Genomic DNA, 13,099 nt, shown 5'->3' with positions numbered 1-13,099 from the left:
GCTCCGAGTCTACGGCGACCCTGCGACGCGGAGGGCAGGACGCGCCCTCGCCCGTGGTCGCCTCAGTCGCCGCGCAGCACGTCGAGCGCGTGCGCGAGGTCGGCCGGGTACTCCGACTCGAAGGTGGTCCAGTGGCCGGTCCCCGGATGCGTCAGCGAGAGCTCCTTCGCGTGCAGCCATTGCCGGGTCAGGCCGAGCCTCGCCGAGAGCGTCGGGTCGGCGCCGTACATGGCGTCGCCGGCGCACGGATGCCGCTGGGCCGCCATGTGCACGCGGATCTGGTGCGTGCGGCCGGTCTCGAGGTGCACCTCGAGCAGCGACGCGAACGGGAACGCCTCGATGGTCTCGTAGTGCGTGACCGCGTGCTTGCCGTCGGCCGTGACGGCGAACTTCCACTCCGACCTCGGGTGGCGGCCGACCGGCGCGTCGATCGTGCCGGCCAGCGGATCGGGGTGCCCCTGCACGACCGTGTGGTAGATCTTCTCGACCTCGCGGTCGTGGAACTGGCGCTTCAGCTCGGTGTAGGCGCGCTCGGACTTCGCGACGACCATGAGCCCGCTCGTGCCGGCGTCGAGCCGGTGCACCACGCCCTGCCGTTCGGGCGCGCCCGACGTCGAGATGCGGAAGCCGGCCGCGGCGAGGGCGCCGACGACCGTGGGCCCGTCCCAGCCGAGCGACGGATGCGCCGCGACGCCCGCAGGCTTGTCGACGACCACGAGGTCGTCGTCGTCGTGCACGATGCCGAGGTCGGGCACGGCGACCGGCACCACCTCGAGGGTGCGCGGCGGCTCCCAGCTGACCTCGAGCCACGCACCGGCGCGGAGCCGATCGGACTTGTCGACCGTGGCGCCGTCGAGCGCGGCTCCCCCGGCGGCCGCGATGTCCGCGGCCTGGGTGCGCGAGAACCCGAGGAGCTTCGCGAGCCCCTGGTCGACGCGCACGCCGTCGAGCCCGTCGGGCACGGGGAACGAGCGATGCTCCATGCTCAGGACTCGGCGGCGAGCTGCGTGCCCGCGAGCGGGGTCCTGCCGTCGCCCGTGGCCGGAGCGCCGTCGACGCCGTCGGCCGTCGCCGCACCGGGTGCCGCCGCGTCGGGACCGGAGCCCGCCTCGGCGTCGACCTCGGCCTCCGCGTCGCGCGCGGCATCCGATCGCTTCGACTCACGAGTGCCGTCGAGGCCGACGCCGCGGATCGTGAGGATCATGAAGAGCACCATGCTCGACACGATGGAGATGTCGGCGACGTTGTAGATCGCCGGCAGCATCCACGGGGTCGAGATGAAGTCGATCACGTGGCCGAGTCCGAAGCTCGGCTCGCGCAGGAGCCGGTCGGTGAGGTTGCCCAGCACGCCGCCGAGCAGGAGCCCGAAGACGAGCGCCCACGCGACGGAGTGGATGCGGCGGGCGAACCACACGATGAACGTGATGACGCCGGCCGCGAGGATCGTGAAGATCCACGTCATGCCGCTCGCGAGCGAGAAGGCCGCACCGGGGTTGCGCACGAACTGCCACTGCAGCACCGGTCCGAGCACCTGCACGACCTCACCCTCGGTGAGGTTCGTGACGACGAGGTACTTGCTCAGTTGGTCGAGCCCGTAGACCGCGAGGGCGGCGCCGAGCAGGATGAGGAGCGCAGCGGTGGTGCCGACCTTCGCGGCCCGCTCAGCCGCCAAAGCCCTGGAAGGTCGGAGCGGGGGTCTGCTCGGCGGGGATGCCCGAGGAGAAGCCCTGGTTGCCCGAGACCTGCACCGGCGCGGCGGTGTCGAGGTCGCGCAGCTGGCCCTCGATATAGCTCTTCAGCTTGGCGCGGTAGTCGCGCTCGAACACGCGGAGCTCGTCGACGCGCTTCTCGAGCGCGATGCGCTCCTGGTCGAGGATGCCCATCTGCTGGCGCTGCTTGGCCTCGGCCTCGGCGACGACGCGCGCGGCGGTGGCGTGGCCCTCGGCGATCAGCGCGTCGCGCTTCTCGATGCCCTCGCGCACGTGCTCCTCGTGGAGGCGGCGGGCGAGCTGCAGGAGGTTCGTGGTCGAGGTCTGCTCGTCGAGCTCGGACTGCGGCGCGGCGGGCGCCTGCGTCGGCACGGCGACGGTGGGCGGCGGGGCGGCCGGCTCGGTGTAGACCGCGGCGGGGGCCGGCGCGGCGGGAGCGCTCTTCGACGCGTCCGCGGCACGGGCCTCGGCCGCGGCCAGGCGCTGGCGCAGCTCCTCGTTCTCGCCGTTCAGCCGGCGGAGCTCGACGACGACCTCGTCGAGGAAGTCATCGACCTCGTCCTGGTCGTAGCCCTCCCGGAACTTCGTCGCCTGGAAGCGCTTGTTGACCACATCTTCCGGAGTTAGCGCCATGGCTTCCCATCCCTCGAATCTGTCGGACCGTTTCGATCACGTTCTGCTAACGGTAGCAAAGACCTCATGAGGGCCGCAGTGCCGAACGTCACGGCGTGCCACCCTCGCAGGAGATCGTCAGCCGGATGCCGCGGCTCCGGCCGCCAGCCAGGACACCACGGTCATGGCGACGATGACGAGCAGCATGGCCAGGCTCCACCCGAGGTCGAGTGCGACCTGCCCGATGCGTATCGGCGGCACGAGCCGCCGGAAGAAGCGCACGGGCGGATCCGTGACGCTGTAGATGACCTCCACGAGCACGAGCCAGAATCCGCGTGGACGCCAGGTGCGATTGAACGTGCGCACCAGGTCGAGCACGAACCGCGCCCACATCACGAAGAAGTAGATGAGCAGGAGCGTGTAGAGGATGTTCCAGACGACGGCCAGTGCGCCCACAAGCGGCTACGCGTGGGTGAAGAAGGACGCGTCGACGTCTCCGTCGGCCTCGCCCGCCTCGCCCGACACCACGACGTGGGCCGGCGAGAGCAGGAACACCTTGCTCGTCACCCGTTCGATCTTGCCGTAGAGGCCCTGCGAAAGTCCACTCGCGAAGTCGATCAGGCGACGCGCGTCGCCGTCCGACATCTGCGAGAGGTTGATGATGACCGGTACTCCCTCTCGGAAGGACTCGGCGATGACCTGCGCGTCACGGTATTGACGCGGGTGCACGGTGAGGATCTCGTTCATCTCCGCCTGCGGTGTGCTCGGGGGTACCTGGTGCTTGCGCAGCGGCGTCACGGCCGCTCCGGTCTTGGGTGCGGGGGCTGGTGCCGCCGCGTGCACGATCGGTGCAGCGGGCGCCGGCGCGGCCTGGGCTGCCTCGTGCTCGAGCTCCTCATCGGCGAGTCCGAGGTAGACCATGGTCTTCTTGAGCGGGTTCGACATCGCTGCCTCCGTCTTCGATCCGTCTCTTCGAGGCTAACCGGCATCCGGCCGATTGCCGGTGATTGCAGTGCCGATCCTCAGGTGTGTCGCGCCCTCCAAGATGGCGTCCCGGAAATCGTGGGACATCCCCATGGACAGCGAGCCCGCCTCGGGAGCGATCCGCTGCACGCGCTCCGACAGCAGGCGCACCCGGGCGAACGCCGGACGCGGCGGCTCGCCGAGCGGCGCGACCGCCATGAGCCCGCGCAGCCGGAGGCCCGGCGTGGCGAGCACGTGCTCCACGAGCGCGTCGAGGTCGTCGGGCTGCACGCCGCCGCGCTTCGGGTCGTCCGTCAGGTTCACCTGCACGAAGCAGTCGACGGATGCCTCGTCGGACCGCAGCGCGTCGACGAGCGACGTCCGGTCCACCGAGTGGATCGCCGACGCGTACGCACGCACCTGCCGCGCCTTCTTGCCCTGCAGCTGCCCGACGAAGTGCCAGCGCACGTCGTCGTCGGCGAGCTCGGCGGCCTTCTGCTGCGCCTCCTGGTGCCGGTTCTCGCCGATGTCGCGCACGCCGAGCTCCACGAGGTCGCGGATGAGCGACACCGGCTGGAACTTCGTCACGACGATGGTGGTCACCTCGTGCGGGTTCCGGCCGGCGTCCCGCGCGGCATCCGCGATGCTGCCCTGCACCGAGGCGAGCCGTTCGGCGAGGTCGCTCATCGACCTCTCCGCACGACCCGCCGCTCGGGCATCACTTGAGGAAGTCGGGGATGTCGAGGTCGTCGCCGTCGTCTTCGAACGCGGGATCCGAGACGATCTGGTCGGCGGCCGCCGTCGGCGCCTCGCCCCAGTTGGCGGTCTCGACGAGCTCGTCGATGTCGATCTCGCCGATCACGTCGGCGGCCTCGCCGCCGAGTGACGAGCCACCGAGCGACGACCCGCCGACGGCGGCTCCGCCGACCGCCGCCCCGACCGCCGCGCCGACCGCGGCCGGCACGAAGTTCGTCCGCCTCGCCTCGACCGGCTGCTTCGCGTTCGGCTCGCCACCGTCGAAGCCCGCCGCGATGACCGTGACGCGCACCTCGTCGCCGAGGGTGTCGTCGATGACGGCGCCGAAGATGATGTTCGCCTCGGGGTGCACGGCCTCCTGGACGAGGCGCGCCGCGTCGTTGATCTCGAAGATGCCGAGGTTCGAGCCGCCCTGGATCGAGAGCAGCACGCCGTGGGCGCCGTCGATCGATGCCTCGAGCAGCGGGCTCGCGACGGCGAGCTCCGCAGCCTTGATCGCCCGGTCGGCGCCGCGCGAGGACCCGATGCCCATGAGGGCGGAGCCCGCCCCCTGCATGACGGACTTCACGTCGGCGAAGTCGAGGTTGATCAGGCCGGGGGTCGTGATGAGGTCGGTGATGCCCTGGACACCGGCGAGGAGCACCTGGTCGGCCGTGGCGAACGCCTCGAGCATCGAGATCCCACGATCGCTGATCTCGAGCAGGCGGTCGTTGGGCACGACGATGAGGGTGTCGACCTCCTCCTTCAGGCGGGCCACGCCCTGCTCGGCCTGCGTCTGGCGCCGCTTGCCCTCGAAGCCGAACGGCTTCGTCACGACGCCGATGGTGAGGGCTCCGATCGACTTCGCGATGCGCGCGACGACGGGAGCGCCGCCCGTGCCGGTGCCGCCGCCCTCGCCCGCGGTGACGAAGACCATGTCGGCGCCCGCGAGCGCCTCCTCGATCTCCTCCGCGTGGTCCTCGGCGGCGCGCCGTCCGACCTCGGGGTCGGCACCCGCGCCGAGGCCACGGGTCAGGTCGCGGCCGACGTCGAGCTTGACGTCCGCGTCCGACATGAGCAGGGCCTGCGCGTCGGTGTTGATCGCGATGAACTCGACGCCCCGCAGGCCGAGCTCGATCATGCGGTTGACGGCGTTGACACCGCCGCCGCCGATGCCGACGACCTTGATCACTGCGAGGTAGTTCTGGTTAGTCGACATGTCCGGCCCTCCGTGCGAACTCTGAACCTTGAACCTCTAGTCGAAGGTTAAAGTCTTGCTGAGTATGCAATTCCTGATTCGAAGGTAGGTGCCTGTCGCGCACGGCTCGGCAATGACGCCCCGCGTGTCGCGAACCGTCGGCGAAGGACGCTGCGATCAGCCCGCCTCGAGCACGATCCGGCTCCCGTTCGACCCCGATCGGCGATCAGGAGTCGTCGGCGCTCAGGACGTCACGGGGCTCGTCGGCGCCGACACGTCGTACTGCGCGACCGTGTCGGGCGGCGCCGCGCGCATGAGCGCGGCGAGCACCGTGGCCTTCAGCGCGGAGTCCTCCGCGCTCCCCCACACGACGTTCGCGCCGCCTTCGAGCTCGAGGCGCACGTCGTCGGCGGTGTCCGCGGTGGCGCGCGCGAGCTGCGCCCGCACGTCGGCCGGAAGGCTCCGCACGACTCCCGCGACGGCGCGGAAGCCCGCACCGGCCACGCCGCCCTCGACCTCGATGAGCGGCTGTCCTGGCGGGCGCTCGTCGGGGCGTTCGATCACGACGCCCGCGCCGTCGACGAGCTCGAGCCCCGACCCGGTGTCGATCACGCCCACGGGCGTGCGCTCGACGATGCGCACCACCAGGGTGCCGGGCGGGATCGTCTCGGTCGCGTACGTCTCGATGAGCGGGAAGCGCTCGAGCGCCGCCTGCACCTCGGCGCCGTCGATGAGCGGGAGCGGCGTGCCGAGCAACGTCGCGAACGCGCCCTGCACCTGATCGGCCGGGATGCGCTGCGCGCCCTCGACGCGCACCTCGCGCAGGGCCATGAGCGGGGAGTACGCGCCGATGCCGACCACCGCGACGACGGCGAGCACGGCGCCGACGGCCACGGCCCAGGTGATCCGGCGGCGACGCGAACGCTTGGTGAAGCGGCGCACCTCCTGGCGCTCGTAGCGGCGTCGCTCGCGTGCCGCGGCGGCCAGGGCGCGCTTCGCGGCGCGGGGACTGCGAGGTTCGTCGGCGGCTCCCCCGACGCCGTCGCCGGCGAGGTCGCGCAGGTCGGTCGCCCCCGGCGATCCGGCCGACCCCCGCGGGTCGCCGAGATCGCGCAGGTCGGGCAGCACCTCGGTCGCGCTCGTCGCCGACGACGGTCGCGACACCGCGGGCGCCGGCGAGGTCACGACGGGGTTCGAGGCGGTGGGGCGAACCGGGGCGCCGACGACCACGGGGATCGGCTCGGTGGAGGTGCGGTCGGCGGCGGGCGGCGCAGCACCCGACGACGACGTCGCGTCGGACGACGACGTGCCCTGGCCCCGCACCGCCCCGCGGTCGGCCGCCCGCGGCGCGGGAGCCCGGTCGAAGCCCTGGGGGCGCTTCACGCGCGGGGCATCCTCACTCGCGCTCCCGCTCGAGCGAGCCGAGCAGCTGCGGCACGATGCGGTAGACGTCGCCGCAGCCGAGCGTGATCACGAAGTCGCCGTCGCGCGCGATCTTCGCCGTGTGGTCGGCGGCCTCCTGCCAGTCGACGATGAACGCGACCTTCGAGGCGTCCGCGAACCGCTCGCTGACGAGCGCGCCGGTCACGCCGGGCACGGGGTCCTCGCGCGCGCCGTACACGTCGAGCACCACGGTCTCGTCGGCGTACTGCTCGAGCACGTCGGCGAACTCCTGCGCGAAGGCCTGGGTGCGGCTGTAGGTATGCGGCTGGTGCACGGCGATGATCCGACCGTCGCCCACGACGGTGCGCGCCGCGGCCAGGGCGGCGGCGACCTCGGTCGGGTGGTGCGCGTAGTCGTCGTAGACGCTCACGCCGCCGACGGTGCCGTGCAGCTCGAAGCGCCGGCCCGTGCCGCCGAAGCGCTCGATGCCCGCGAGCGCCGCGGCCGGGTCGTGGCCGAGGCCGACGAGCACGGCGAACGCGCCCGCCGCGTTGATCGCGTTGTGGCGTCCGGGGATGCGCAGGCGCGCGGTGTAGGTCGCGCCGTCGTAGTCGATCGCGAAGGCCACGGGACCGTCGGTCTCGACGGAGTGCACGCGCACCGTGGCATCCGCCGCCTCGCCGAACGTCACGACGCTGCCGTGCGAGAGCCGCTCGCGCACGCGCGTGGCGCCCGGGTCGTCGGACGAGATGACGACGAGCTCGCGCGCGCGGTCGGCGAAGTCGACGAACGCCTGCTCGAAGGCGTCGCGTGAGCCGTAGTGGTCGAGGTGGTCGGGGTCGACGTTCGTGATGAGCGCGATCGAGGTGTCGTAGAGCAGGAACGAGCCGTCGGACTCGTCGGCCTCGACGACGAACAGCTCGGCGTCGCCCGCGGCCGAGCTCACGCCGAGGTCGGCGATCACGCCGCCGTTCACGAAGCTCGGGTCCTCGCCGAGCTCGAGCAGCCCCGTCACGATCATGCCGGTGGAGGTGGTCTTGCCGTGCGCGCCCGCGACCGAGACGAGACGACGGCCGCCGATGAGCGCCGCGAGCGCCTGCGACCGGTGCAGCACGGGCAGGCCGCGCTGCAGCGCGAGCTGGTACTCGGGGTTGTCCTGCCAGAGCGCGCCCGTCACGACGACCGTGTCGACGTCGTCGGGCAGGTTCGCGGCGTCGTGCCCGATGGCGACCACGGCGCCGAGCTCGCGCAGCGCCGCGATGTTCGCGGAGTCGCGCACGTCGGATCCGGTGACCCGGTGCCCGTCGCCGAGCACGAGTCGGGCGATGCCGCTCATGCCCGAGCCGCCGATGCCGACGAAGTGCACGGCGCCGAGGTCGGCGGGGATCTGGGCGGTGGGGTCGGGCTTGATGGTCACTGCGGCGGTTCTTCCTCGGGGCGATGGGTGCGAAGCGATGCGTGCGTTGCGTTCGATGCGGTCCGGTCGGCGGGTGGCGGATGCCGCGGCATCCGCTCACTCAACGTTACGCGCTGCCGGCCGAGTCGCCGGCACCCCCGCCGAGTGCCGCGTCGACGAGCGCCACCATCCGGTCGGTGCCGTCGCGATGGCCGACGGATGCCGCGGCCGCGGCCATGGCGTCGACCCGGCCGCGATCGCCGAGCAGCGGCACGAGCTCGGCCGCGACCCACTCGGGCGTGAAGTCGGCGTCGTCGACGAGGATGCCGCCGCCCGCGCCGACCACGTCGGCCGCATTGAACCGCTGTTCGCCGTTGCCGACCGGGTACGGCACGTACACCGCCGGGATGCCGAGCGCGGCGAGCTCGCTCACGGTCGCGGCGCCCGCGCGGGACACGGCGAAGTCGGCCAGGGCGAGCGCGAGGTCCATGCGGTCGGCGTACTCGGCCATGCGGTAGTCGGGCAGGCCGGGGTCCTCCACATCGGAGGACGCGCCCGTGATGTGCAGCACCTGCCAGCCGGTGGCCGCGAGGGCCGCGGCGCTCGCCACCATGGTGCGGTTGATGCGCCGCGCTCCGAGCGAGCCGCCCGTCGCGAGCAGGACCGGACGCGCCGGGTCGAGCCCGTACAGCGCGGCGGCCTCCTCGCGGAGCCTCGCACGGTCGAGCCCCTCGATCTCGCGGCGCAGCGGCATGCCGACGACCTCCGCGTGCTTCAGGGGCGTGCCCCCGAACGCGACGCCGACGCCCGCGGCCCACCGCGAGCCGAGCCGGTTCGCGAGCCCGGGCTTCGCGTTGGCCTCGTGGATGGCGACCGGCACGTCGGCGCGGCGCGCCGCGAGGTAGGCGGGCGTGGCGACGTAGCCGCCGAAGCCGACGACGACGTCGACGCCGCGCTCCTCGATGATCGTCCGCACGTCGTCGATCGACCGGCGGAAGCGCGAGGGGAACGCGACGGCCGCGCGGTTCGGACGGCGTGGGAACGGGACCTTCGCGATCGTGAGCAGCTCGTAGCCGCGCTGGGGCACGAGCCGGGACTCGAGCCCCTCCGCGGTGCCGAGCACGAGCACCTCGTCGTCGGGGTTCCGCTCGCGGAGCCGGTCGGCGACGGCGAGCAGCGGGTTCACGTGGCCGGCGGTCCCTCCGCCGGCCAGCAGGTACGTGGTCATCGCGCCGGCCGCCCGGTCGATCGGGCCGTGGCGCGGGCCTGCGCGCGAGCGGCCGCACGCACGGATGCCTCGGGGTCGCGCGCGACCGACAGCACCACGCCGATCGCGAAGAGCGTCGTGAGCAGGGCGGTGCCGCCCGCAGACACGAGTGGAAGGGGGACGCCGAGGACGGGGAAGACTCCGAGCACGACACCGATATTGACACAGGCCTGGCCGACGACCCACACGAGGACGGCTGCGGTGACGGCCTTCGCGAACGGCGTGCGGGCGGCGCGCAGCACGCGCGCGAATGCGATCGCGAGCAGCACGAACAGGCCGATCACGACGACCGCGCCGATGAGGCCGAGCTCCTCGCCGATGATCGCGAAGATGAAGTCGTTGTCGGCCGCGGGCAGCCACGACCACTTCGCGGTCGAGTTGCCGAGCCCGACGCCGAAGATCCCGCCGTTGGCGAGCGCGAACCGGCCGTGCTGGATCTGCCAGCAGTCGTCGTTGTCGAACTGCGTGCAGTTCTCCTGCAGGAACGCGGTGATGCGACGCATCCGGCTGTCGCTCGACACCGCGACGATCACGAAGACGGTGGCGCCGAGGAGGACGACGGGCAGCAGGAGCCGGAGGCGCACCCCGATGAGGAAGAGCGCGCCGATGAGCATCGCGCCCATGATCATGACCGTGCCGAGGTCGCCGCCGATGAGCACGAGTCCGATCGCGCCGCCACCGACGAGGAGGATCGGCAGGATGCCCCGACCGAAGTCGTCGAGCAGTCCCTGTTTCTTCGTCACGATGAAGCCCAGCCAGATCACGAGCGCGACCTTGATGAGCTCCGACGGCTGGAACTGCACCGAGCCGATGGCGAGCCAGTTGGTGTTGCCGCCCACCGTGATGCCGAGCGGCGTCGCGACGACGAGCAGCTGCAGCACGCACGACACGAGCAGCAGCGGCCAGGCGGCCACCATCCACGCACGTTCGGGCATCCGACTCGCGATGAGCATGATCGGCACGCCGAACAGCGCGTACAGGCCCTGCCGCTGGGCCTGCACGAAGAACCCGCCGTCCTCGAGGTTCGACTCGACCGACGACGACGACAGCACCATCACGAGGCCGAACACCACGAGGAAGATCGTCGTGCCGAGCAGCAGGAAGTAGTCCTTCGACTCGACGCGGAAGACGCGCCCGAGCCGGATGCGGGCGGCGGAGACGCCCGCGGCCTCAGCCTTCGGGGGTCGGGCCGTGCGGGGCGGAGTCGCCATCCGCCTCACCTCCCAGCCTCGCCCTGACCGCCTCGTGGAACCGCCGGCCTCGGTCGGCGTAGTCGGCGAACTGATCCATGGACGCCGCGGCGGGCGCGAGGAGGACCGTGTCCCCCTCTTCCGCCACGGCGGCGGCCAGCGCGACCGCCTCGGGCATCACCGTCTCAGTGTCGTCGGTGGCCACCTCGAACAGGGGCAGCTCGGGCGCGTGTCGCCGGAACGCCGCGACGAGCGCGGCCCGGTCGACGCCGATCACGATCGCGGCGCGCAGCCGGCTGGCGTGCGCGGCGACGAGCGCGTCCGCATCGACGCCCTTGAGCAGGCCGCCCACGATCCAGACGACGCGGCCGAACGCGCGCAGCGACGCCTCGGCGGCATGCGGATTGGTGGCCTTCGAGTCGTCGATCCAGCGGATGCCGCCGGCCACCGCGACCGTCTCGATGCGGTGCGCGTCGAGCCGGAACTCCCCCAGCGCGTCGTGGATCACGCCCACGGGCACGCCGTACGAGCGCGCGAGGGCGGACGCCGCGAGGATGTTCTGCACGACGTGCGGCGCGGACAGCCCGTGCGGCTCGAGCTCGGACACCGTGACGATCTCGAGCGCGGCCGTGCGTCGCTCTTCGAGGAACGCCCGGTCGCAGAGGATCCCCTCGACGACGCCGAAGTCGCTCGGCCCCGGCACGTCGAGCCCGAACCCGATGGCGCGGGCGCCCTCCTCGACGTCGGCCTCCTCGACCATGTGCATGGTCGCCTCGTCGGCCCGGTTGTAGACGCAGGCGACCTTCGTGTTCTCGTAGACGGTCGCCTTCGCCGCGCGGTAGGCCTCGGCCGAGCCGTGCCAGTCGAGGTGGTCGTCGGCGATGTTGAGGCACACGCTGGCCCACGGATGCAGCGCACCCGGCCCCGTCTTCGGGAGGTGGTGCAGCTGGTAGCTCGACAGCTCGACCACGAGCACGTCGAACCCGCCCGGGTCGCGGACGGCGTCGAGCACGGGCACGCCGATGTTGCCGCACGGCGCGGCGCGCAGGCCGTTGGCCGCGAGGAACGTGGCGGCGAGCTGCACGGTCGTGGTCTTGCCGTTCGTGCCGGTCACGAGGATCCACTCGGCGGCGTTCACCTTGTCGCGCACGCGCCAGGCGAGCTCGATGTCGCCCCAGACGGCGACGTCGTTCGCGGACGCCCACTCGAGCACGGGGTGATCGGGGTGGAAGCCGGGCGACGCGACGACGAGCTCGGGCTCGAACGCGACGAGCTCGTCGGGTACCGCGTCGAGCGGATGCCGCACCAGCCGAGCCCCGATGACCTCGAGGATGCGGGCTCGGTCGTCGTCGACGGCCGGTGCGAGCACCAGCACCTCCGCGCCGAGCTCGGTCAGCGTGTCCGCGACGGCGAACCCGGTGACGCCGAGTCCGAGCACCGCGACGCGGAGCCCGCGCCAGTCGGCGTTCCAGCTCGTGAGGGTCTCGAGGCGGGCGGCGACGCGCGCGGCATCCGGGTCGGTCAACTCTGCAGCCATTCGAAGTAGAAGCTCCCGACGCCGGCCGCCACGAACAGGCCCGCGATGATCCAGAACCGCACGACGATCGTGACCTCGGCCCAGCCCTTGAGCTCGAAGTGGTGGTGGATCGGACTCATGAGGAACACGCGCTTGCCGCCCGAGAGCTTGAAGTACGCCCGCTGCACGATGACCGAGCCGGTCTCGATGACGAAGAGGCCGCCGATGAGGAGCAGAAGCAGCTCGGTGTGGCTCACGATCGCGAGCGCCGCGAGGGCGCCGCCGAGCGCGAGCGAACCGGTGTCGCCCATGTAGATGTGCGCCGGGTTCGTGTTCCACCAGAGGAAGCCGATGAGGCCGCCGACGATGGCCGTCGCCACGATCGCGATGTCGAGCGGGTCGCGCACCTCGTAGCAGCGGTACGCGTCGCTCGGGTTGAGGTTCTCGCTGAAGCACGACTGGTTGAACTGCCAGAAGCCGATGATGACGAACGAGCCGATGGCCAGGATCGACGCGCCGCCCGCCAGGCCGTCGAGGCCGTCGGTGACGTTCACGCCGTTCGACGCCGCGACCGTGAGGAGGCAGATCCAGATGACGTAGAGGATCACGCCGACGATCGTGCCGAACACCATGAAGTCGAGCGGCAGGTCGCGGATGAACGAGATGCTCGTGTTCGCCGGCGTGACCGCATGGTCGTTCGGGAACTGCAGCGCGAGCAGCGCGAACGCCGTCGCCACCACGACCTGGCCGAGGATCTTCGCCCATCCGCCGAGGCCGAGGCTCTGCTTCTTGCGGGTCTTCAGGAAGTCGTCGATGAACCCGACGATGCCGAGCCCGACCATCATGAACAGGATGAGCATGGCCGACGCGGTCGGCGGCTCGCCGCTCACGAGGAACGTCGCCCCGAAGTAGCCGAACAGGCTGCCGAGGATGAAGATGATGCCGCCCATCGTGGGCGTGCCGCGCTTGACGTGGTGGCTCTTCGGCCCGTCGTCGCGGATGAACTGGCCCCATCCGATGCGCGTGAACAGCCGGATGAACAGCGGCGTGAGGAACAGCGTGAAGGCGAGCGACAACGCTCCGGCGGTCAGCAGAGCTCTCACGCGAACCATTCTCCAAATCGGTCGCCG

General features: G+C 71.7%; 13 protein-coding genes. All 13 read right to left on the bottom strand.

Annotation, left to right across the window (positions count from 1 at the left end):
- Nucleotides 1-62: 62 nt before the first annotated feature.
- The gene (locus ACFVN5_RS08225; RefSeq protein WP_376954493.1) at nucleotides 63-983 is read right to left on the bottom strand and encodes an RluA family pseudouridine synthase; all 921 of its coding nucleotides are present in this window, start codon (nucleotides 981-983) and stop codon (nucleotides 63-65) included.
- Between the two features lie 2 nt (nucleotides 984-985).
- Nucleotides 986-1,672, bottom strand: coding sequence for a signal peptidase II (lspA, locus tag ACFVN5_RS08220; RefSeq protein ID WP_376954492.1), 687 nt, complete (start codon nucleotides 1,670-1,672; stop codon nucleotides 986-988).
- Nucleotides 1,662-2,342 (bottom strand): DivIVA domain-containing protein, encoded by a 681-nt coding sequence (locus ACFVN5_RS08215; RefSeq protein ID WP_376954491.1) that lies wholly within the window; start codon nucleotides 2,340-2,342, stop codon nucleotides 1,662-1,664. Before ACFVN5_RS08215 ends, lspA begins: the two co-directional genes overlap by 11 nt.
- A gap of 117 nt (nucleotides 2,343-2,459) precedes the next feature.
- Nucleotides 2,460-2,777 (bottom strand): YggT family protein, encoded by a 318-nt coding sequence (locus ACFVN5_RS08210; RefSeq protein WP_376954490.1) that lies wholly within the window; start codon nucleotides 2,775-2,777, stop codon nucleotides 2,460-2,462.
- A gap of 6 nt (nucleotides 2,778-2,783) precedes the next feature.
- Nucleotides 2,784-3,266, bottom strand: coding sequence for a cell division protein SepF (locus tag ACFVN5_RS08205; protein WP_376954489.1), 483 nt, complete (start codon nucleotides 3,264-3,266; stop codon nucleotides 2,784-2,786).
- A gap of 33 nt (nucleotides 3,267-3,299) precedes the next feature.
- Nucleotides 3,300-3,971 (bottom strand): YggS family pyridoxal phosphate-dependent enzyme, encoded by a 672-nt coding sequence (locus ACFVN5_RS08200; protein ID WP_376954487.1) that lies wholly within the window; start codon nucleotides 3,969-3,971, stop codon nucleotides 3,300-3,302.
- A 31-nt stretch (nucleotides 3,972-4,002) separates the two neighbouring features.
- Nucleotides 4,003-5,238, bottom strand: a complete 1,236-nt coding sequence (gene ftsZ / locus ACFVN5_RS08195) for a cell division protein FtsZ (RefSeq protein ID WP_376954486.1) — start codon at nucleotides 5,236-5,238, stop codon at nucleotides 4,003-4,005.
- A 222-nt stretch (nucleotides 5,239-5,460) separates the two neighbouring features.
- Nucleotides 5,461-6,600, bottom strand: a complete 1,140-nt coding sequence (locus ACFVN5_RS08190) for an FtsQ-type POTRA domain-containing protein (protein ID WP_376954484.1) — start codon at nucleotides 6,598-6,600, stop codon at nucleotides 5,461-5,463.
- Nucleotides 6,601-6,613: 13 nt separating this feature from the next.
- Entirely contained in the window at nucleotides 6,614-8,017 is a 1,404-nt protein-coding gene (murC, locus tag ACFVN5_RS08185) for a UDP-N-acetylmuramate--L-alanine ligase (protein ID WP_376954483.1), read from the bottom strand.
- A gap of 106 nt (nucleotides 8,018-8,123) precedes the next feature.
- Nucleotides 8,124-9,224: a glycosyltransferase gene (locus tag ACFVN5_RS08180; RefSeq protein WP_376954482.1), complete on the bottom strand. Its 1,101-nt coding sequence runs from the start codon at nucleotides 9,222-9,224 to the stop codon at nucleotides 8,124-8,126.
- Nucleotides 9,221-10,474: a putative lipid II flippase FtsW gene (gene ftsW, locus ACFVN5_RS08175; protein ID WP_376954481.1), complete on the bottom strand. Its 1,254-nt coding sequence runs from the start codon at nucleotides 10,472-10,474 to the stop codon at nucleotides 9,221-9,223. The genes ACFVN5_RS08180 and ftsW overlap by 4 nt, the downstream gene beginning before the upstream one ends.
- On the bottom strand, nucleotides 10,434-11,990 hold the full coding sequence (gene murD, locus ACFVN5_RS08170; protein ID WP_376954480.1) for a UDP-N-acetylmuramoyl-L-alanine--D-glutamate ligase: 1,557 nt from the start codon (nucleotides 11,988-11,990) through the stop codon (nucleotides 10,434-10,436). Before murD ends, ftsW begins: the two co-directional genes overlap by 41 nt.
- Entirely contained in the window at nucleotides 11,975-13,072 is a 1,098-nt protein-coding gene (gene mraY / locus ACFVN5_RS08165) for a phospho-N-acetylmuramoyl-pentapeptide-transferase (protein ID WP_376954479.1), read from the bottom strand. Before mraY ends, murD begins: the two co-directional genes overlap by 16 nt.
- Nucleotides 13,073-13,099 lie beyond the last annotated feature (27 nt).

Origin of the sequence: Agromyces sp. NPDC057865 (genome assembly GCF_042796995.1) — a bacterium.
In the GTDB taxonomy this organism is placed as follows: domain Bacteria; phylum Actinomycetota; class Actinomycetes; order Actinomycetales; family Microbacteriaceae; genus Agromyces.
The sequence above is the reverse complement of the archived record's forward strand: the minus strand, read 5'-3'. Positions and strand labels throughout refer to the sequence as shown.